Origin of the sequence: Kangiella sp., assembly GCF_014762745.1 — a bacterium.
Classification (GTDB): Bacteria; Pseudomonadota; Gammaproteobacteria; order Enterobacterales; family Kangiellaceae; genus Kangiella.
The window spans coordinates 86,668-108,463 of sequence record NZ_JABURJ010000015.1; the positions used below are offsets into that span (position 1 = coordinate 86,668).

The window sequence follows — 21,796 nt, forward strand, 5'->3', positions numbered from 1 at the left end:
TCCTAACACTCGCGCTTTGACAAAACTGAATGCTAGGATCTTACCTGCATACTGCGTTCATGCCAAACCAATTGCTCCGCTTCGGCCAATGGACGCCCTATTTCCGCCAATTGAGTGCGCCCTTGTTCGGTCACCTGCTGGTACGACTGAATATTCATAAAGCTTTGCACGCATAAACCACTGGAACGATTAGCGCTGCCCATGGTCGGTAAGGTGTGGTTAGGCCCAGCACAATAATCGCCAAAGGCAACCGCGCTATTCTGGCCAATAAAGAGTGAACCATAGTGCTTCAACTGTTCTGGTTGAATTCTCTCATCGGCCAGCAACAAGTGCTCTGGCGCATACCGATTGCTGAACTTAATCATGTCGTCGACGTTGCGAGCCTGTAACAACACAATTTGCTCATCTTTTAACAGGTTATATAGCTCTTCATTGGCAATAAGCTGTTGCTCGACAGATTCTAAAAATGCTAGATCATCACTGACCAACACGCTTTGCGCCTGTGGATCGTGCTCCGCCTGCGCTGCCATATCCGCAATCAGCCATTCCTGATTAGCCTCAGCATTGGCCAGGATCAGCAATTCGCTTGGCCCGGCCGCCACATCAATCTTGATACGACTTTGCAGCAACTGCTTAGTCACATTGACATATTGATTACCGGGTCCCACCACCATCTGCACCGGCAACATATCCTGATAACCAAATGCCATGGCTGCAACGGCTTGCGCTCCACCGATCTGCCAAAACTCAGTAGCGCCAGCCAGCGATGCCGCAGCTAAAATCGCAGGGTGTACTGATGGCGAGCAGGCTATTCGACGTTCGCAACCTGCAACTCGTGCCGGAATTAATGTCATTAAAGCCGTAGAGATAAGCGGAAAACGGCCGCCCGGAATATAAGCACCAATCGCCTCTATCGGACTGTACTGAAATCCAAAGACGCCATTTTTTTCTTCAATCTGCTGCGGCTGCAAAGTGTCTTTCTGCAAAGTACAAAAAGCTTCTATTCGCTGCGCAGCCTGCTCAATGGAGTTCAGTAGCTGTGGGGCGAGCTCATAATCACGATAAGGTTTCAGTTCAATTTTGCGCGGCTGATAGCCATCAAAACGTTTACTCAAACTATCAATCGCCAGATCGCCACCAGTTTCAATTTCTTGCAACAGTTTTGCCACCTGCTGAAACAACTCAGGTGATTGGGTGAGATTAGGACGCTTCCAGTTAGAGGAGCATTCAATGTAAGATTTATCCGCCATTACGTGCTCCTAATTCGTTAATGATATCGCTCGATGAAACACCTTTTGATTTAGCACGAGCCAAGGCAAAGAAGATCAAGTCCGCGGCTTCCCAGCGAACTTCATCTTTATCATCAGCTTCGATTAATTCTTCGCATTCTTCGCGTAGCTTTTCCTGTTGCAGTTCATCACTGGCTAACAATTTCTGACTGAAAGTTTTTACTTCTGAAGTTTGCATGCGCTGCTCGAAAACACGATCCAGGGTATCCAGCTCGAACGATGCTGACTGACCGGCGAAACAACTATAGCGCTCAAAATGACAGGCATTACCTGTTTGTCTGACTTTGAACAATAAAGTATCGCCATCGCAGTCATAATCGACATTAACCAACTGTTGTTGATTACCACTGGTTAAGCCTTTCTCCCATAACTCATTACGCGAACGGCTGAAGTAAATACCAGCACGCTTGCTGATGGCAGCTTCTAGCGAAGCCTGATTAGAATAGGCCAGCATCAGTACAATGCCCGTATCAACATCCTGGACAATGGTAGGAATCAACGGCGCTTTCTCAAAATCGAGACAAGCCATAACTGCTTCATCCAGTTTCAACTTACCGGTATAAATCGACATGCCAAGCTGGCTATTAGCACCCAGCTTGTTGATGTATTTGATGTCGTCCAGATCGGTGATGCCACCAGCGACTGTTACCGGAATCTTCGACTGCTTGATGACCTGCTCTATACGCTCACGATCAATGCCCTGCATCATCCCTTCTTTTTCCACTTGGGTATAAAGAAACTCTGAGCAGTTTTGTTGCAACTCATCAATCATGGCTGCGACTTTATTACTTGAAGCGGACTGCCAACCATGTGTCACCCAATCATCGCCTTTTGCATCAATGGCAAAAATGAGCTGTGACTTTGGCAACTTTTTAACAAACTCTTCGCGACAACAAGTGCCTAAAATAATCTTTTTAGCACCACTGGCAAGATAATCTCTGGCCGTATCATAATCTCTAATCCCCCCACCTACGCGACACGGAAACTTCTTAATCATTTGCTTAATTAAATCTTTATTGTCGCCTCTGCCTAAAGCGGCATTTAAATCAATAATGGCGACTTCGCCAAACAAAGAAAACTCTTCCAACAATTCGAACAAGTTGTCTTTTTCAACAATCTTCCGGCTGGCATCGCCTTGCTGTAATTGCACTGCCTTGCCATCTAATAAATCAATACTTGGAATTAACATATTTTTAAACCTTAACCTTTTAAGTATTCGTTTCGAACGGCAACACCGTTTCTTAATAATTCGTCTTTCACCTGGCCAACTGTATATTCACCGCGATGGAACATGCCTGCAGCCAGTGCTGCGTCGCTGCCTGCGAGAAAGGTTTCGGTAAAGTGTTCAGGTTTTGACGCTCCGCCAGAGGCAATCACTTGAATACCAAGTTGCTGACTGACCTTGCTCATCAATTCATTATCAAAGCCTAGGCCAGTACCATCACGATGCATCGCTGTCAGCAAGACTTCACCAGCACCTCGCTGCTCTACTTCTGCAAGCCACTGCATCGCATCTAAATCGGTTGGGGTATTGCCACCGTTGATAAAGACCTGGTAATTTTCGCCCTCTAGTTGCTGGTCTTTCTCTTGATTTAAGTCCACAGCCACCACTACACACTGCGAACCAAAACCCTTAGCAATCTGGTCAATCAAATCAGGGTGCTTAACTGCAGCACTGTTCAGTGCCACTTTGTCTGCTCCGGCGTTTAGGAACTGTGCCACATCAGTGTAAGTATTAAGGCCCCCGCCGACGGTAAAGGGAATCGACAAATTTTCAGCTACCCGGGTTACCGTTTCTAAAGCATTAGCGCGCTGCTCAAGAGTCGCCTTGATATCAAGAAATACAATCTCATCAGCACCCTGCTCCTGGTAACGAATTGCTAATTCAACGGGGTCGCCCATATCCTGCAAGCCTTTAAAATTGACACCTTTGACCACACGGCCATGTGCCACATCAAGGCATACAATGACGCGCGACTTAAGGCCCTGTTCAGTTTTCTTGATTAACTCAGAGCTGTTTAACTCAGACATTGCTTTAATACCTCTTCGCCAGCTATACCCGATTTTTCCGGGTGGCATTGAAATGCAATCATGTTCTTGCTCGAAACGGCCGCTACAAATGTTTGCCCATAAGTCACTGTCGCAATGGATTGAACGCTGGTTCTAACACCATAACTATTCACAAAATAAAGTGTCTGGTTATTAAGCCAGTCTTGACTCGACTGAACATCAGCCCAGCCAACCATAGGCTGTTTTGGACTTTGTAGGCGAGTCACTTTGCCCTGCAACAATCCCAGCCCTGCAACATCAGGATCTTCTTCAGATTCTTCAAACATAATCTGCAAGCCAACACAGATACCAATCAGTTTTTTGTTGTCCCGATACCAGTTCGTTATAACCTCATCCAAGCCACTAGCCTTCAGATTGGTCATCACAGTTCCAAATCGTCCCTGACCAGGAACCACCAAAGCGGAAAGCTCGCAGCGCTCCAGATCGCTCGCTTGGTTGATAGTGACCGGGTAAAACCCTATACGGCGCAAGCAACCGTTTAAGCTGTATAAGTTGCCAGCACCGGTATTGATAATACCGATCTTTTTGTGGCGCTCATTAATGATAGCTTCAATCATAAACTCCCCTTGGAGCTGTTGGCTCCCAGCTTAGGAATCAATGCCTCGCGCAGTGCAAAAGCGAGGCCTTTAAAGCTGGCTTCAATCAAGTGGTGATTGTTATCGAAATACTCCACTTTAATGTGCAGACTGATTTGCGCATTAATGGCAAAGGTGTAGAAAAAGTGTTTCCACATCTCGGTTGCGATATTACCAATCATCTCGCGAGTAAAAGGTAAGTCGGTTACACCATAACCACGGCCACAAACATCCACCGCGACCATGATCAGGCTGGCATCCATTGGTAATAAGCGTTGACCATAACGGGTAATCGATTGCTGTTGACGCCACGCTTGTTGCAAAGCCTGGCCTAAACAAATCGCTACATCTTCAATCAAGTGATGGTCATCAACCTCTAAGTCACCTTTCGCTTCAAGCTGTAAATCCCAACCCGCATGCAACGCTAACTGGGTCAGCATGTGATCGTAAAACGGTAAACCTGTATTGATTTTGAGTTGCTGTGTGCCATAAATATTCAGCTCCAATCGAATCGCGGTTTCTTTGGTTTGGCGGACTATTGAAACTATCGACTGATTTTTCGTTTGTTCTGTCATAACAACCTCTCTAATTCATTGACAGACGCCACTACCAGATCGGCCCCCGCCTGGTATAAATTATTAGCGCTTTCGCTTTCGGCAATACCTATGGCCAATGCCCCAGCGGCTTTAGCCGCCTGAATATCATCCGGTGTATCACCCAGCATCCAGCAGTAAGTTGAACCGTAATAGGTTTTGCACTGATTGATGCCCTCTGGCGCAGGCTTGGATTCAATAACGTCACAATCACTGACCAGATATGTATTTCGAATACCCAATAGCTCCAAGCCAATTTCTGCTTCTCCACGAGGACGCCCCGTGACCACCGCAGTTTTAAATTGCTTGCTATTCTGCACAAATAACTGAGTGCAAAGCTTGGTACTTAATAAGGCCTCTTCTAATTGATTAAGACCTGCCTGCTCACCGTTACCCAAGTAAAACTGCTGAAACTGTTCAACCACTGACTCGTAGTCTGGTAATGATTCATCCTGTTGCTGCTTTATCAATTCATAAGTCAGTACCCAGTCATTATTAAATCCACCACGTGAACGTAATGTGTCGATTGCCTGCTGCTCAAGTTTTGTCTTAGTAAAAAACTCTACAGTTTGCTTAATAGCAGCGTCATAACTTTTACTGGTATCAATTAGGACACCATCCATATCAAAGCAAATCAATTCAGGTTTAAGCGCGAGTACCAAAGCCTGTCTTAGCGCTTCAATCTCATAAGGAATGGCAATACGTATGGCTGACTGCTCTTGTGAACCCAACTCCTTTTGCTCTAAGCCAACCAAATCAGTTTTAATCTGGATATTGCTTTGTTCACAAGCCGCTTTAATCAGCTGCAATCGTTGCGAGTTATCCACAATCAGAATAAAGTTGGCCTCGCTATCTAGCACATTCAAACCACGCTGGCGCAAAAACTGCACTAACAGATCACGGTTCTCTGCGATGCGTTGAGTAAAGTCCGCCACATCATGCTGCGCTGCTTGAGTGAATGCCTGAATTGCGATTTCCAGAGTTGGCTGCGGCACATTGAATGGCATCTTGCGCTCAGCAAATCGCTGGATGAAAGCTTTGCTGCCCAATAGATAGCCACATCGAATGCCAGCCAGTCCATAAGCTTTAGATAAAGTGCGAAGCAGCACCAGATTGTCGAACTCTTCCAGCAAAGACAGCGACTCTGTTGTCTGTCCTGTAAACTCGATATAAGCCTGATCAAGAAAGACCTCCGCTCCTTTGTTCTTAGCCTTTTGACAAGCATCTCTAATGACATCCAAACTCAGGGTTTCACCGGTTGGGTTATTAGGACTGGTCAATACCAGAATCGAATTCTCTGTTAGCGCTTGCAGGCTTGCCTCAAGATCAATTGATAGATCTGGCTTAGCTGGAATCAGTTTAGCTTTACTGTTCCAAACTTTGATACCTGATAAATATTGACTAAAAGCAGGCATAGGAATGATCAACTCACGCTGCTCAAGCGTTGCCAGTTTGAACATCAGTTCAATCGCTTCGTCGCCACCGTTGGTTACTAAAATCTGCTCGGGGCTCAAACCCAATTGCTTACTCATTGCTGACTTCAACTGTGACTGATCGGGATAGCGCCAATAATTCTGTGGCGATAGTTTGCTGATATCTAACCACTCAGGAAAACGATCCGCCCGCTCATTAAAATCGAGCTTTAAAGGCTCAGTTCTAGTTTCTTGCATATTCATCACACTTATCCTTTTGTAAACGGTGTTACAGCACTTTACGGATCGGCGTTTCTAAAATATCCGTCGCACCGGCAGTAATCAGCTTTGGCAACAAGTCTTTAATCAGCTTACGCTCAATAGCAGCTTTAATGGCAAAACCATCGGCGTTATATAAACGGCTCACGGTTGGTGCGCGCATTGCTGGTAGCAAATCAACCACTTGGTCAATACTTTCTTCCGAACAGTTCATCTCAAGCAAGACACGCTTACGACCATTCAAAACACCTCGCATTAATAGCAATAAATCATCAATCTGCTGACGCTTCTCTGGATCATTAAGCACATTTTTATTGGCAATAAGCTGGGTCGAACTTTCCATGACGGTATCCACAATCTTCAAACGATTAGCACGAATGGTTGAACCGGTACTGGTATTGTCGATGACCATATCCGCATCCTCTGGCGGGAATACTTCGGTCGCCCCATAAGCACGGAGCAGCTGATATTGAACGCCTAATTTATCAAGGTACTTTGCTGAAATCTTTTTATACTCAGAAGCAACAATGATTTTACGTTGCTGCACTTCATTCCAGTCCCAGTCTTCTGGAATACAGGAAACCAGTCTGACCGGGTTAAAACCTAAATCTTCAAGTACCTCAACATCCGCCTCCTGTTCCAGGATCCAGTCCATACCGGCAAAACCAATATCGTGTTGACCCAACGCCACCATTTCTGGAATATTCTGACTTTTCAGCAACTTAACCTCGATATCACAGCCAAATAGCTGAGGGCGATAATTGCGACTGTCACCAACCAGCGTCAAACCAATATCAGAAAGTAGCTCAGCCACCTTGTCATACAACTTCCCTTTTGGGATTACCATTTTTAAAGCCATGTCATTTCTCCTAAAGTTTAAAAAATTAAAAGTTTCAAAATCATCATTTATTAAAGCCAATAAAAAACCCCGTTGACCTTGCGGAGCAACGGGGTTCTTAAACCTGAGTGTCATAACTGTTTAAACTGAATCCTGATAAAGTCTTAAACATAAGCACCACCACCGTCGCTCGCGCAGTGTATGATGATGGTGATGATGTAAGCTCTTGTTTAAAAACATGTTTATCTCAGTTTGTCAGTTTCAGTGTTCGGTTATAAATAATCGGTTAAAAGTTACAGGTATAAAAAAAGCCCCGCTTGTCGGCGGGGCTTTTAGAAATTCCTAATCAGTAAATTTCACACATAAAGCAACACCGCCAATCGGTCTGAATGGTGGTGATGGTGGTGAATTTGCGTCATTACTGTATTCATGAAGCTGATTAAAACCTATTCGGTGGTTTGAGTCAACAGTGTCATTAATATTTAATAGTTGTATCAGGTAGTTACTTGTAGTGGTTTACAAACTATGGGGTTAACTCAGTGTTTCGCTTCTCAGCGACCTCCTTTTTATGAAGTACATCCCCGTACTTCACCCAAGGGGCTAGCTTCGCTATTGAAAATCGTTCCAGACGATTTTTTCTTTTTCGCGTAAGACAAATTTGTCTGGAACAAATTTGAACAGCGGAGTAAAACGACGCTGGCTTTAGCGGAATACAGGATGTATTCCGTAAAAAGAAGGTCGCCGACGGGCGAAATAACCAATCAAAGAATCACATCCCTGCCAACCAAACTGACGCCAGTATCATATCTTCCGGTTCGGTGACTTTAATATTTTTACGAGTTCCTATGACCAGGGCTGGATGTTGGCCTTGCGCTTCAATAGCGGAGGCTTCATCAGTTATCGACAGTCCTTGCTGCAAACCGGTTTCAATTGCTATGGCTAAAGCTTCAACGGGAAAATATTGCGGTGTTTGAGCCAGCCAGATTTGTTCGCGGTTAAGTGTTTTATCGATCGTTTGGTTAGCGTTTGCAAGTTTGACCGTATCTACTGAAGGAATAGCCAGAATAGCGCCGTGTTTTGAATCTTTGCCTGCCTGGATCAGTGCATCGATGCTACCTGCATCAAGGCAGGGCCTTGCGGCATCATGCACCATCACCCAGTCACTGCCACCCTTTTGCTGCTGTATGGCTTGCAGGCCATTAAGCACAGACTCAGCACGCGTTTCACCACCTTTAACGGTAATCATCTTTGGATGCTTAGCAATTTTTAGCTTTACCCAATAATTGTCATTCGGATGCAAAGCGACTACGACTTTATCAATAGAAGGATGTTCGAGAAACTTGGAGAGGCTATGCTCGAGAATGGTTTTGCCATCTATTTCAAGGTATTGCTTGGGTACTACGGCTTTCATGCGACTGCCAATTCCTGCTGCTGGAATCAGTGCCCATATCTTGGCTTTACTGTCATTCATATGGTTTGAGTCTTAACGCTGCTCTTGAGGGTTCTCTTGGTAAGAGCTTTGACGGGTCTCTTGGCGAGAGCCCTCCCTCGAATCAAGAATACGGAAGAAGGTTTCACCCTCTTTGATCATGCCCAGCTGATAACGGGCACGCTCTTCGATGGCGTCGGTTCCTTCTCTCAGGTCATGAATTTCAGCGAGAATTTTTTGGTTACGCAGAGCAAGTTCTGCGTTTTCTGATTTGACGAGTTCAATTCTGGCTTCTTGTTGCTTTATTTCACGAAAAGAGGTTTGCCCGAACCACATTCGGTATTGAAGACTGGCTAAAACAACCAGCAATGTCAGGACTACCCATTTCATAAACGTAACAATGCCAGAAAACAGGGGGCAAATAAAGCAAATATGATAGTACTTACTTGCCCCATAAGGCTATAGTTTATTAGAACTTGAAGGCTTTCTTGCCAGGATAAGGTGCTTTTTCACCTAATGCTGACTCAATGCGCAACAACTGATTGTATTTAGCAACTCGGTCAGAGCGGCACAATGAACCGGTTTTAATCTGACCAGCAGCTGTTGCCACAGCCAAATCAGCAATAGTGGTATCTTCAGTTTCACCGGAACGGTGTGAAATCACAGCGGTGTAACCAGCCTTATGCGCCATATCAATCGCCGCTAAGGTTTCAGTCAAAGTACCTATTTGGTTCACTTTGATTAGAATCGAGTTAGCCACACCCTGCTCAATACCTTTTGACAAGATCTTAGTGTTAGTAACGAATAAATCATCACCGACCAGCTGACACTTGCTACCGATCTTGTCAGTCAACAATTTCCAGCCTTCCCAGTCACTTTCGTCCATACCGTCTTCAATAGACACAATTGGGTAACGCTCAACCCAGTCTGCTAAATAATCGGTAAACTCAGCTGAGCTTAATACTTTACCTTCGCCCGACAAGTGATATTTGCCGTCTTTGTAGAATTCGCTAGAGGCAATGTCTAAAGCCAGAGCAACGTCTTCACCCAGCTTATAGCCAGCACGGTCAACCGCTTCGACGATAGCTTGAATCGCTTCTTCGTTTGAACCCAAGTCCGGAGCAAAACCACCTTCATCACCCACTGCGGTATTCAAACCTTTTTCTTGTAATACCTTACGTAAGTTGTGGAAAATTTCCGCACCCATACGCAAAGCTTCAGAGAAAGTTGGTGCACCAACAGGCATGACCATAAACTCTTGAATATCCACGTTATTATCAGCATGCTCGCCACCATTAATGATGTTCATCATTGGCACTGGCATCGCAAACTTACCATCACGGTTGATGTGCTCATACAACGGCTTGCCCAATGCCTGTGCAGCTGCTTTTGCATTCGCTAAAGACACGGCAAGAATCGCATTCGCACCTAATTTCTCTTTATTTTCAGTACCATCCAGATCCAGCATGATTTGGTCAATGGCTGCCTGATCGGTAGCATCTTTGCCCACTAAGGCTGACTTGATTTCATTGTTCACATGGCCAACAGCTTTTAAAACACCCTTGCCAAGGTAACGAGATTTATCACCATCACGCAACTCCAATGCTTCGCGTGAACCGGTTGATGCACCTGATGGTGAGCAGGCAATGGCGCGCACGCCATTCTCCAGTACCACTTCTGCTTCAACTGTTGGATTGCCGCGCGAATCCAATACTTCGCGACCGATGATATCTGTAATTTTCAAGCCAATACCCTCTTAAATTGTTTCAACCAAAACTAAACGAGAAAAATAAATCACTAAATAAAAAATGAAAGACATAAAAAAACACTCCTGAGAACAGGAGTGTTTGAAATTTATAGCAAGTCGCCCTTGCCAAAGTCGTGGATTGAGTCCTCGATGTAGCCGGCCTTTTTAACCACATCATCCAGCTCTTTCATGACACGTAGCATTTCTTCGATGCGATACATGGGGAAAGAGTTAGGACCATCGCACTTGGCTACTTCTGGATTTGGGTGAGACTCCATGAATACACCAGAAACACCGGCGGCAATGGCAGCACGGGCTAGCACTGGTATCACATCACGCAAACCACCTGAAGATGAACCTTGTCCACCCGGTAATTGAGCAGAATGGGTCGCGTCATAAACCACAGGACAACCAGTATCGCGCATAATCGACAGCGAACGCATATCCGACACCAGGTTGTTATAGCCAAAAGAAACGCCGCGCTCACAGACCATAATATTCTTGTTGCCGGTTTCACGCGCCTTATCGACCACATTCTTCATATCCCAAGGTGAAAGAAACTGGCCTTTCTTGATGTTGACCGGAATACCTGCCTCACACACTTTACGAATGAAATTGGTTTGGCGGCATAGAAACGCCGGTGTCTGCATGACATCAACCACCTCAGCAACTTCCTGAATTGGTGTGTCTTCATGGACATCAGTCAAGACTGGCACGCCCACCTGCTCCTTAACTTTTTGCAGAATACGCAAGCCTTCCTCAAGACCGGGCCCACGGAAACTTTTACTGGATGAACGATTTGCTTTATCAAATGACGACTTGTAAATATAAGGAATTCCTAGTCGATCCGTGATTTCTTTCATGTAGCCTGCCGTATCAATCGCCAGCTGTTCACTTTCGATGACACAGGGTCCACATATTAAGAAAAACGGTTTGTCGATACCAACTTCCCAATCCAGTAATTTCATATTCTTACCTTAATAACTAGTCTCACCTTAATAACCACTTGATTATCCAGCAGTTTGCTTCTCATGGTAATCTTTCGCCGCATTCACGAAAGCACTAAATAATGGGTGCCCGTCGCGAGGAGTCGACGTAAATTCTGGGTGGAACTGACAGGCCACATACCAAGGGTGATCCTTCAGCTCTACCATCTCCACCAGCTTCTTCTCGGTAGAAGTACATGATACCACAAGACCAGCTTCTTCAAGCTTTGGCAGTAAGTTATTGTTAACTTCGTAACGGTGACGGTGGCGTTCATTGATCACTTCACTTTGGTAGATATCAAAAGCTTTAGTTCCTTTCTTGATATCTGCAGGTTGAGCACCTAGACGCATAGTACCGCCTAAATCAGAGTCATCTGCACGCTCTTCTTTAGAACCATCACGATTGATCCACTCGGTAATCAGGCCGATAACGGGATACGGGCTTTCAGGATTAAACTCTGAACTGTTAGCATTTTCCATGCCAGCTTTATGGCGGGCATACTCAATCACAGCGACCTGCATACCGAGGCAGATGCCGAGATATGGAATTTTGTTTTCACGCGCATACTGAGCAGTAGCAATCTTGCCTTCAACACCACGCTCGCCGAACCCACCAGGAATCAAGATGGCATCCATGTCTTTTAGTAAGACAGTGCCTTTCTTTTCAATATCCTGCGAGTCGATATAGTGAATTTTGACTGACTGGCGAGTTTGTAAGCCCGCGTGCTTTAAAGCTTCAGTCAATGATTTATAGGCTTCGGTCAAATCCATGTACTTACCAACCATGGCGATATTTACTTCGCCCTTCGGGTTGGCTTCACGATATAAAACGTCTTCCCATTCAGACAGATCGGCTTCTGGAGCTTTCAGCTCAAAACGCTCAAGAATGAAATCATCAACATGCTGATTAAGAAGAATGGAAGGAATACGATAAATGCTGTCAACGTCCTGCAAAGAAACAACCGCGCGCTCTTTTACGTTGGTGAATAGCGCAATTTTGGCACGCTCACCGGCTGGAATCGAACGATCAGAACGGCAGATCAGCATATCTGGCTGAATACCAATCGAGCGTAATTCTTTAACTGAGTGCTGAGTAGGCTTGGTTTTAAGTTCGCCAGCAGTGGCGATATAAGGCAATAAGGTCAGATGCACAAACATGGCATTTTCTTTGCCCACTTCAAAACGTAACTGACGAATCGCTTCCATGAAAGGTAATGACTCGATGTCACCCACAGTACCACCGATCTCAACCATCGCGATATCAGCACCCTTGGCGCCTTCGATGATTTTATGCTTAATTTCGTCAGTGATATGAGGAATAACCTGAACCGTGCCGCCAAGATAGTCACCGCGGCGTTCTTTTTTCAAAACGTCCGAATAAACACGGCCAGTAGTGAAGTTGTTACGCTGATGCATGCGGGTACGCACGAAACGCTCATAGTGGCCCAAATCCATATCGGTTTCTGCGCCATCTTCAGTCACAAACACTTCACCGTGTTGGAATGGGCTCATAGTGCCGGGGTCCACGTTAATATAAGGGTCCAGTTTCAACATGGTCACTTTCAGACCTCGCGACTCTAGAAGCGCAGCAATCGAAGCCGCCGCGATACCCTTACCCAAAGAAGAAACAACACCACCGGTTACAAATACGTACTTGGTCATAAGCCTAACCCAACTTAAATAATTGCGAGCAGCTAGCTCTGCTCAAAAACACCACAAACTACAATATAAAAATTACACCAATACAAAAACGGGCCTGAAGGCCTTATATATCGTAGCTTTTCGAATTCTGACACACTTAAAATCGGCCAAGGAACTCGGCCAAATGTCGATGAGAAGAAAGGGTCTCAAGACGGGAAGGCAGTATATCAAAAAGGTCGGAGCATTGGCGAGGAGTTTTTGTAAAATTACTGGAGTCGAATAAATGCACCAGACCAAGACTTGAGCAGTAATTCTTTGAGAACTCATATAAAATGGCCACTTTGAAAGTCATTGTTGAGACACCACATGAAAATCTGGGTTGATGCGGACGCCTGTCCCGTGGTCATCAAAGACATTTTGTTTCGTGCCGCAGAGCGCACCAAAACACATCTAATCCTGGTCGCTAACCAGTTTATTCGCACGCCACCCTCGCCTTACCTCAAAGCAATTCAGGTCAGTTCTGGCTTTGATGTGGCAGATAATGAAATCGTGCAACGTGCAGAGAAAGGCGATCTGATTATCACTTCTGATATTCCATTGGCTGCTGAGGTCATTGAAAAAGGCTGTCAGGCGTTAAGTCCTCGTGGTGAGCTTTACACCAAGGACAATATTCGAGGACGGCTTAATATGCGCGACTTTATGGACACCATGCGTTCAAGCGGTATTCACACCGGTGGCCCACCACCATTAAGCCATAATGACCGGATGAACTTCGCCAATCATCTGGATAGGATATTAACGAAAAGCTGAGATTGGCGGCAAGAAAGTTAAGCGGATATGAAAAGTCCCGAACAGTAACACTGATCGGGACTCGATACTTCCAAACTAGTTATTAGAATGCCATGTTGCTTGTGATGGCACCTAAGAATCCAAGCATGAATGCAAGCACAAAGAATATAACAGCAATCAATGCAAGAACACCCATAATAATGAAGTAAGTCTTAAGCTTTGCTAAAGACTCTGCCAATGCCATTTCATCTTCGGAGTTATAAGCTCTTTCAATTGCTCCAGCAGACTGAAATAAAAGAACCCCCATCCAAATTGGTAGCCAAGCCACGACAATACCAATAATACTCAGTGCTGTGAAAACCCCCTGAACAAATAGCAAGACTGCTGTTAATTTCATCCAGCCTTTTGCTGAGTACAAGCTACTACTTAGTTGTTTTATATCCATTTTTTTTCCTTTTGGTCTGTTTAAAATCCAAAAGATATTAGCAAGCATTAAATAAGCTATCAACTACAAATATAGACTGAGCATCTGGCTAGAAAGTACGAAATTTCTTTAAATGAACTGCTAATTTGGGAAAGGTTTTCGATTTATTGTGACTTTATACTGCGCCAGCCTTCATCCAACTGCTCAAGCGTTGCGCTGTCCACAGACAATTTTTTCTGAGTCAAATAATCTTCCAGTTTTCTGAATCGAGCTTCAAACTTACGAGCGCTTTTTCGTAATGCGGCTTCGGCATCAACTTTAAGATGGCGCGACAAGTTCACGCAAGAAAATAGTAAATCACCAATTTCTTCTTCAATGTTTTGACGATCATCATTTGCGATAGCCTGCTTGAGCTCTTGAATCTCCTCTTCGATTTTATCAATAACACCACTGATTTCAGGCCAGTCAAAGCCATGGCGACCAACGCGCTTTTGCATTTTTTGTGCAAGCGACAAAGCTGGGAAATGTTTGGGTAAGTCATCCAACAAGCTGGTATTGGACTCATTTTTACCCTGGCGCTCACGGTGCTTCTGTTGCTCCCAGTTCTTTTTCAACTCTTCATCAGTGGTAAATTCTTTATCGCCAAACACATGAGGATGGCGGCTGACTAATTTGTCAGAAACCTTTTCAGCAATCGACTCAAAATCAAAGCGCCCTTCTTCCTGACCAATCTGGGCATAGAAAATGACCTGAAATAATAAGTCACCTAATTCTCCATGTAATTCTTCAAAATCACCACGCTCAATGGCATCGGCAACTTCATAGGCTTCTTCCAGCGTATACGGAACGATGGTTTCATAGGTTTGCTTGCGGTCCCAGGGGCAACCGGACACAGGGTCACGCAGAGCCTGCATGATAGTCAGTAAACGATGAGTCTGTGGCAGGGAAGTAACAACTTTAGTATCGCTCATAATAATGGCTTATCCACGTCGGCGTTCGACTTTGAATATATTAGGCAGCTGCTTAAGCAGTGTAATGACACGCTGTAAATCTTCAAGTTGTGACAGCTCAATTTCAATGTTGATCTGAACCTGTTCGCCACGCTTACTAGTGGACAAGTCCGTTACGCCGGCATTTTCATTAGCAAGCACCGTAGTAATGTCTTTAAGCAGACTTTTTCTATCCATTGCAAAGATCACCAGATCGACTGCATAGGCATTGCTCGATTCAGCTTCCCACTGCACCGGAACAATCCGCTCAGGCTTATCGCGCAGTGCCTTTTTGGCATGGGTACAGTCTTTATGGTGAATAACAATGCCACGCCCCTGGGTGATATAGCCAATAATGTCCTCACCCGGCACTGGCTTACAGCACTTGGCAATACTGGTCAGCAGATCACCGACACCCGATACCGACACATCATTATAAGACTTACGCTTGGACTTTTTACGCAAGGTCGGCTGAATGTCGCGTTGTGGCTTTTTCGCTTCCAACAATTCTTTAGCGCGATTGATCGCCTGCATGATACCCAGATTACCAGTGCCTATCTTGGTGTACATTTCGACATCACTGGCCAGATGCAATTTTTGTGCTAGCTCCTGATGAGGCACATTCGCCAGGTCATTTCGCGCCAATTCTTTTTCCAATAACTGACGGCCAGCATTGGCATTATCTTCTTGATCCAACTTATTAAAAAACTGCTGGATTTTGTGGCGGGTGCGGCTACTGTTGATATAGCCATTGTGTGGAATCAGCCAGTCACGACTCGGCGACTCCTCTTTCTGTGTCATGATTTCTATGACTTCGCCAGTATGAACCTGATAGGTTAGCGGAACAATTCGGCCATTGATTTTAGCACCGACGCAACGGTGGCCGATCGAACTGTGAATCCGATAGGCAAAGTCAATCGGCGTGCTACCAGCAGGTAAGTCAATGACCTTACCTTGCGGTGTAAACACAAACACCCGATCTTCCGAAACAGAGCTTTGGAACTCCTGCATTAACTCATCGGCATTAACATCTGCCAGCTCACTTTGCCATTCGAGCAACTGACGCATCCAGGCAATTTTTTCATCCACACCGACCTTGGCCAGATTGGCACCTTCTTTGTAAGCCCAATGTGCCGCAATGCCCTTTTCGGCTTCTTCATGCATCTGAAAGGTTCGAATCTGCACTTCTAGAATTTTGCCTTCTGGCCCCACCACAGCTGTATGAATTGACCGGTACCCGTTTTCTTTTGGCGTTGCCACATAGTCATCAAACTCTTTCGGAATATGTTGCCACTCGCCATGCACAATCCCCAGCGCGCCATAACAGTCCTGCACCCGCTCAACCAGAATCCTCACCGCACGAACATCATAAATTTCTTCAAAGCCTACATTCTTACGGGTCATCTTTTTCCAGATGCTGTAGATATGTTTTACTCGGCCAGACACTTCCCCTTTAATATTTTCTTCTTTCAGTTTTTGCTCAAGTAATTTCGTAACGTCTTCAATGTAACGTTCGCGATCGACACGTTTTTCTTTAAGGCTTTTAGCAATAGAAAGATAAGCTTCAGGTTCAAGGTAGCGGAATGCAAGATCTTCCAACTCCCACTTAAGCTGACCAATTCCCAAGCGATTCGCCAAAGGGGCAAAAATATTTTTCGTTTCGCGAGCAAAAGTCAGCTGGATATCTCGGCTGGCATCTTTGATATGACGTAGCGACACCACCCGATCAGCAAGCTTTAACAAGACCACCCGCGCATCGTTAACCATGCCCAGCAGCATCTTACGCAGGCTCTCCACCTGCTGCTGGTCATTTTCAGCACCGGCCTGCTGCTGCAAACTGCGCATAGCCTCCATCTGGCCAGCACCTTCCACCAGACTGGCAATAGTCGAGCCGACCTTGTCCTTGATGGTTTCAACTTTAACTGAACCAGCAATGACAGAGGGCAATAAGACCGCAGCGGTCAAAGTGTCGAAATCAGCATTGAAATGAGTCAGAACCTCAGCCAGCTCAAGACCTGCCGCCAAGGTATTCAGCTTCAAAACAGGCGTCACCGATACATTCTGCTGCGCCATAGTCACCGCCTTCTCCAGCTTCGACTTGGGCTTACCCTCAACCGTAAGTTGATTCAGCTCAAGCCACTGCTCAAAGGCAAACTGCGACTTCTCAACCAGCTCAAATATATCGTGATCTTTACGTTTCATAATATTGGTTTGAATTCTTTCCCTGAGGTTAAATCAATGGGCACTGTTGATGATCAAAGAGCTATATTAGCAGTATTGGTTTTTATTGGAAGTGGATAAAAGGAATAAGGGTGTAAGCAAGTACAATGGTGTTTACTGGCTCGCAGAAAGATACAGCCAGCCGCGATCTTGTGTTAATTTATTGACAACAAATCAGAACTGGCAAAACAATGGATATCATCATAACTGGCGTCATAGCTAGCCTCATAGCGGGAATGATGACCGCAGTAGGCGCTTTAGGCGTTTATTTCGTACGGACCCTCTCGCCAAAAATTGAAGACTCCATGCTCAGCTTCGCTGCAGGTATCATGCTAGCAGCTTCGATATTTTCACTGATTATTCCAGCCATCAATTACGGAGAAGCCCATTTTGCCAATAAAGAATACGCTGTCGCCTGGGTAGTATTTGCCATCATGGCAGGCGCAGTTATTCTATATCTGATTCACCAATTTGTACCGCATGAACATTTCCAGCTGGGCTATGAAGGCCCAGATACCGAAAAACTCAGTCGCATCTGGCTATTCATCATCGCCATCACACTGCACAATTTCCCGGAGGGAATGGCCGTTGGTGTTGGCTTTGCTGGTGAAGACATTAACAATGGATACAACCTGGCGCTTGGTATCGGTATCCAAAATATCCCCGAAGGACTCGCCGTCGCCCTATCACTACTCTCCGTCGGCTACTCGAAACACACCAGCTTCTTCATCGCTTTCATCACAGGACTTGCTGAACCCATTGGCGGATTTATCGGCACCCTCGCCTCAACCTTCTCAGGCATATTCCTGCCCTTCTCCCTCGCCTTCGCTGCCGGAGCCATGCTCTTTATCATCAGCAACGAAATCATCCCCGAAACCCACCGCAGCGAATTCGCCAGTCGTGCCACCTTCGCACTACTGATAGGCTTTGGCCTAATGATGTACCTTGATGCGACATTGGGGTGAAAGGCAATACCAAATAAACTAAACTCTTTGCTTCATAACAATATTGGAAAAAAGCCTTAATATGCGTGATTACAGAATTACAAAGTATAACCCTAAAAACCGTAATGAAAGCGGCCACTATTTAATTGACGAATGGACTGAACCGGAGCAAATAGGAAAATCTTTCAATGGAGTTAAAGCAAGCAAATCAGACTATTTCGCAACTGAAGAGAAATATGTCCTATCGATTATTGAAGTTCTTAAATCTTTATCAATAAGCCACTTGAGGGTTGTCGACCTAGATAATAACTACACAGAATGGCTTTTATCACAAAGAGAAAAAGCATGGCTTAGAGAAGATGTGTTCTCTGAAATTGAGGTGTTTGAGGATAAGTCTGTTGGACTATCCGAAATCGAAACGATAATAAGAATGAACTTAAGACACTTCCTGTCCTGTAGATTAGAAATTAATAATAAATTTGGTTTGAGATTTGGCTTTGACTTTTATATGTATGTGCTTTGTCATGAATTACCTGCCGAGGTACAGGATAAGATCCATCAAATAGGTCTTTTCGTTGAAGAGATTGAGCCGATGTACCTAATGGATAGGTGCGATTTTTATATACAGGTATCAAAAAAAGGGGGTGAATTTGTTGATCACGAAATACTTCTAAAGAAAATGACCAGAAAAAAAATCAAAATAGGCCTTGGTTTATCAGCAGAACATCCCGGCAACCATAGTTTTAAAATAATACCCAAAAATTCAGTGATTTTTATAGACGAACTCCAGTTTGACTTTGATAAGTATGAATACTATCTAAACTGCGACAAAATCTATTGGTAGTCGTTTTGTTGGCTGGGATGAAGAATGAATCTGAGCGTTTTTCTCAGATGGATGCGTGGGTAGTAAACTGAGAAAATATATTTCTACTGCTTATACTAATATTTAAAAAGAAATAGATTCCCGCCTTCGCGGGAATGACAATGCTTTAGGTTAATTGCTTTAGATTTACAGATGTTAGTTCCGTTAAATTACCGCACCACAGAGAACTAAAATGCTTAAGTTCGCGGCAAAGAGTTGCGAAAGAGCGGAGGTGACCTAGAATGTCATTGAGCATCTTGAGCAACTCTCTAACAAAGCATAAAAAAGAACTAGCGACATTCTTTCCGACATGGTTTTAAAGCAGGATTTTCCTTTCAAGACAAGGCATGAGACTTTTTGAGGCGCGGAGCGGACTAGTCGTCCGTGAGCACCTCAAATAAGTCTTATAACGCGGTATTGGGAGAAAAAGACTATTTAAAACTAGACTTTCTTAAATAGAGCGATGGATTCTGTATGTGACGTATGCGGAAACATATCCATAACCCCCGCCTTCACCAACTTATAACCTCTTTCTTTCAACTCACCGGCATCGCGCGCTAAGGTCGCTGGATTGCATGACACATAGACGATGCGTTCTGGATTGAATCGGGTAATGTTTTGCACGACATCCAGTGCGCCGCTGCGTGGTGGGTCGATTAGAATTTTGTTGAAACCCTGCTGTGCCCATTCTTCCTGGGTGAAATCGTCTTGCAGGTTTGTTGCGTGAAACTCTACATTGCTCAGATTGTTGTGTTTGGCGTTCATCTGGCCGCGCTCAACCATGGCTTCGCTGCCTTCGACGCCAACCACGTTTTGTGCCTGGGTTGCCAATGGTATGGTGAAGTTTCCTAGACCGCAGAAGAGATCGAGGATTCGGTCTTCTGCTTTGGGTTCGAGCCATTCGATGGCGCGTTTAACCATTTTCTGGTTGATACTGGCGTTAACCTGAGTGAAATCCATGGGGTGGAACAGCATTTCCACATCATAATCTTCAAAGCGATAGGACAACCAATCGCGAGTGTCTGGACCATAAAGCAAATGAACTGTATCCGGTCCTTTCGGTTGCAGGTAAATATAGAGGCCATGCTCCTTGCCAAAATCGATCCAGAGGTTCTGGTCTTTCTCGGTTAATGGCACCAGATGGCGAACAACCAAAGCAACCTGGTCATCGCCCATAGCGACTTCCAGCTGGGCGGTTTTATCATTGCTATCAAGCTCACTGATCATGTTTTTCAATGGCGTGATTAGTTGCCCTACTCTTGGGTCCAGTACCACGCATGAATCTATGGTTGCTAAAAAGTTGCTTCGCTTCTCACGAAAACCAACCAGAGCACCACCTTTTTTCGGTACATACTTAACACCAAGACGAGCTTTGCGGCGATAACCCAGAACATCTGCTTGTAATGGCTCTACCAATTCATAGTCACCATTTTTATGTGAATAACCACCAAAGTGTTCAAACTGCTCCACTAACACATTTTGCTTATGGCCTATTTGTGCAGCGTTGCTCATGTGTTGAAGACTGCATCCGCCACAAATTTCGGCATGTTCACAAGGCGGGGTTACTCGATCCTCAGAAGCTTTATGGATCTCAATAGCCACGCCTTCATCAAACTTGCCGCGCTTTTCGGTGTACTGGAATGATACTTCTTCGCCCTTTAGAGCATTGTCTACAAAAACCGTTTTGCCTTCGACACTACAGATGCCGCGACCTTCGTGGGAAAAAGCATGAATGGTTGCGTTGACGGGTTCTGTCGGTAACGGCTTTCTACGACGTCTTCTTGCCATGATTAATTCTCAACTTGATTTCGTTAAAATTCGGTAAATCTGAATGCTGGAGCTTGCTTAAGGTCAGCTCCAGGCTTCGAGGAATTCATTAAAGTGTGGCTGGTTTTCGTGCTTTAGATAATCACGAAGTTTTTGTTCTTCTGCTTCCAGATCCTGCTGGCTTAGATTGCCGCGCATCACTTCAAAACGCAGGTACACCAGATAAGTATTGAGTACATCCGTTTCGCAATAATCGCGGATAGCCTTGAGATTGCCCTGATGATAAGTCTCCCAAACTTTAGCCCCGCTCATGCCCATTTTGCCAGGATAGCCCAACATACTGGCGATTTTATCCAGCGGTGCATTGGCGCGAGGATTATAGGAAGCAATAACGTCCATCAAATCCAGATGACGACTATGGTAACGGCTAATGTAGTTATTCCACTTGAATTGACTGTCCATTTCGCCAGTATCCCAATATTTAGGAGCGGCAATATTATGCTTCATGGCGCGATAATGTAAGACTGGCAAATCAAAGCCAGAACCATTCCAGGACACGATAGTGGGCGTGAAGCGATCGATACCATCAAAAAAGCGTTGAATGATTTCTTTCTCATCCGCCTGTTCGTCACCCAAAGACCAGACCGTTAGCTTGTCGCCATGACGAAATACGGCTGAAATCGCAACCACCTTTTGTAAATACAAAGGCTGAAAAGCATTGCCGGTTTGCTGATAGCGTAGATGCTCCATGGCAGTAACCACGTCTTCGTCGGATAGGCCTTCAAATTCGTTCAGCAAGCGGCCGGTTTCAACGTCTGGAATAGTTTCGATATCAAATACAAATATATTCATAATGTCAGTCTATATATTGAGCCTTGTCCAGCCTATATCTGGCCTTGGGCATCAGAGCTTAAGGCCTTTACTTGCCTATATCCATGGGGC

Annotated in this window: 20 protein-coding genes; 3 read left to right on the forward strand and 17 right to left on the reverse strand. The window is 45.0% G+C overall.

Translation table 11 applies throughout. The features are described from left to right. Positions 1–32: 32 nt before the first annotated feature. The 12 genes from hisD to HUJ19_RS00745 form a co-directional block, all read right to left on the reverse strand. Positions 33–1,250 (reverse strand): histidinol dehydrogenase, encoded by a 1,218-nt coding sequence (gene hisD / locus HUJ19_RS00690; RefSeq protein WP_290621653.1) that lies wholly within the window; start codon positions 1,248–1,250, stop codon positions 33–35. After that, a complete protein-coding gene (gene hisI, locus HUJ19_RS00695) occupies positions 1,240–2,478 on the reverse strand; it encodes a phosphoribosyl-AMP cyclohydrolase (protein ID WP_290621654.1) in 1,239 nt (412 codons plus the stop codon). Before hisI ends, hisD begins: the two co-directional genes overlap by 11 nt. Before the next feature lie 11 nt (positions 2,479–2,489). Continuing rightward, the gene (hisF, locus tag HUJ19_RS00700; RefSeq protein ID WP_290621655.1) at positions 2,490–3,320 is read right to left on the reverse strand and encodes an imidazole glycerol phosphate synthase subunit HisF; all 831 of its coding nucleotides are present in this window, start codon (positions 3,318–3,320) and stop codon (positions 2,490–2,492) included. Next, positions 3,308–3,916 (reverse strand): imidazole glycerol phosphate synthase subunit HisH, encoded by a 609-nt coding sequence (gene hisH / locus HUJ19_RS00705; protein WP_290621656.1) that lies wholly within the window; start codon positions 3,914–3,916, stop codon positions 3,308–3,310. The genes hisF and hisH overlap by 13 nt, the downstream gene beginning before the upstream one ends. Beyond that, on the reverse strand, positions 3,913–4,509 hold the full coding sequence (hisB, locus tag HUJ19_RS00710; protein ID WP_290621657.1) for an imidazoleglycerol-phosphate dehydratase HisB: 597 nt from the start codon (positions 4,507–4,509) through the stop codon (positions 3,913–3,915). The genes hisH and hisB overlap by 4 nt, the downstream gene beginning before the upstream one ends. After that, entirely contained in the window at positions 4,506–6,203 is a 1,698-nt protein-coding gene (locus tag HUJ19_RS00715) for an aminotransferase class I/II-fold pyridoxal phosphate-dependent enzyme (RefSeq protein ID WP_290621658.1), read from the reverse strand. Before HUJ19_RS00715 ends, hisB begins: the two co-directional genes overlap by 4 nt. Positions 6,204–6,228: 25 nt before the next feature. Beyond that, on the reverse strand, positions 6,229–7,077 hold the full coding sequence (gene hisG, locus HUJ19_RS00720; protein WP_290621659.1) for an ATP phosphoribosyltransferase: 849 nt from the start codon (positions 7,075–7,077) through the stop codon (positions 6,229–6,231). Positions 7,078–7,825: 748 nt separating this feature from the next. Then, positions 7,826–8,527 (reverse strand): 2-C-methyl-D-erythritol 4-phosphate cytidylyltransferase, encoded by a 702-nt coding sequence (ispD, locus tag HUJ19_RS00725; protein WP_290621660.1) that lies wholly within the window; start codon positions 8,525–8,527, stop codon positions 7,826–7,828. A gap of 12 nt (positions 8,528–8,539) precedes the next feature. After that, a complete protein-coding gene (gene ftsB, locus HUJ19_RS00730) occupies positions 8,540–8,875 on the reverse strand; it encodes a cell division protein FtsB (protein ID WP_290621661.1) in 336 nt (111 codons plus the stop codon). A gap of 79 nt (positions 8,876–8,954) precedes the next feature. After that, positions 8,955–10,229: a phosphopyruvate hydratase gene (eno, locus tag HUJ19_RS00735; RefSeq protein ID WP_290621662.1), complete on the reverse strand. Its 1,275-nt coding sequence runs from the start codon at positions 10,227–10,229 to the stop codon at positions 8,955–8,957. A gap of 110 nt (positions 10,230–10,339) precedes the next feature. Next, on the reverse strand, positions 10,340–11,200 hold the full coding sequence (gene kdsA, locus HUJ19_RS00740) for a 3-deoxy-8-phosphooctulonate synthase (protein WP_290621663.1): 861 nt from the start codon (positions 11,198–11,200) through the stop codon (positions 10,340–10,342). A gap of 42 nt (positions 11,201–11,242) precedes the next feature. Further along, complete coding sequence (locus HUJ19_RS00745) at positions 11,243–12,880, reverse strand: CTP synthase (RefSeq protein ID WP_290621664.1); 1,638 nt, start codon at positions 12,878–12,880, stop codon at positions 11,243–11,245. Between the two features lie 345 nt (positions 12,881–13,225). Here HUJ19_RS00745 and HUJ19_RS00750 point away from each other — a divergent pair, with 345 nt between their 5' ends. Next, entirely contained in the window at positions 13,226–13,669 is a 444-nt protein-coding gene (locus HUJ19_RS00750) for a YaiI/YqxD family protein (RefSeq protein WP_290621665.1), read from the forward strand. Positions 13,670–13,751: 82 nt separating this feature from the next. On the opposite strand, the gene HUJ19_RS00755 is transcribed toward HUJ19_RS00750, so the two are convergent. The 3 genes from HUJ19_RS00755 to relA form a co-directional block, all read right to left on the reverse strand. Then, positions 13,752–14,093 carry a DUF5362 family protein gene (locus HUJ19_RS00755; RefSeq protein WP_290621666.1) on the reverse strand — a complete coding sequence of 114 codons (342 nt, stop codon included), beginning with the start codon at positions 14,091–14,093 and terminating at the stop codon, positions 13,752–13,754. Positions 14,094–14,236: 143 nt separating this feature from the next. Beyond that, a complete protein-coding gene (gene mazG, locus HUJ19_RS00760; protein WP_290621667.1) occupies positions 14,237–15,043 on the reverse strand; it encodes a nucleoside triphosphate pyrophosphohydrolase in 807 nt (268 codons plus the stop codon). Between the two features lie 9 nt (positions 15,044–15,052). Beyond that, positions 15,053–17,263, reverse strand: a complete 2,211-nt coding sequence (gene relA, locus HUJ19_RS00765; protein WP_290621668.1) for a GTP diphosphokinase — start codon at positions 17,261–17,263, stop codon at positions 15,053–15,055. 209 nt (positions 17,264–17,472) lie between these two features. On the opposite strand from relA, the gene HUJ19_RS00770 reads away from it, so the two are divergent. Together HUJ19_RS00770 and HUJ19_RS00775 are read left to right on the forward strand one after the other, a co-directional pair. After that, positions 17,473–18,246: a ZIP family metal transporter gene (locus tag HUJ19_RS00770; RefSeq protein ID WP_290621669.1), complete on the forward strand. Its 774-nt coding sequence runs from the start codon at positions 17,473–17,475 to the stop codon at positions 18,244–18,246. Positions 18,247–18,307: 61 nt separating this feature from the next. After that, positions 18,308–19,069: a hypothetical protein gene (locus tag HUJ19_RS00775; RefSeq protein ID WP_290621670.1), complete on the forward strand. Its 762-nt coding sequence runs from the start codon at positions 18,308–18,310 to the stop codon at positions 19,067–19,069. A 459-nt stretch (positions 19,070–19,528) separates the two neighbouring features. Here the strand turns inward: HUJ19_RS00775 and rlmD are convergent, their stop codons facing one another. Beyond that, positions 19,529–20,875, reverse strand: a complete 1,347-nt coding sequence (gene rlmD / locus HUJ19_RS00780; RefSeq protein ID WP_290621671.1) for a 23S rRNA (uracil(1939)-C(5))-methyltransferase RlmD — start codon at positions 20,873–20,875, stop codon at positions 19,529–19,531. 63 nt (positions 20,876–20,938) lie between these two features. Continuing rightward, a complete protein-coding gene (locus tag HUJ19_RS00785) occupies positions 20,939–21,706 on the reverse strand; it encodes a 3'-5' exonuclease (protein ID WP_290621672.1) in 768 nt (255 codons plus the stop codon). Positions 21,707–21,796 lie beyond the last annotated feature (90 nt).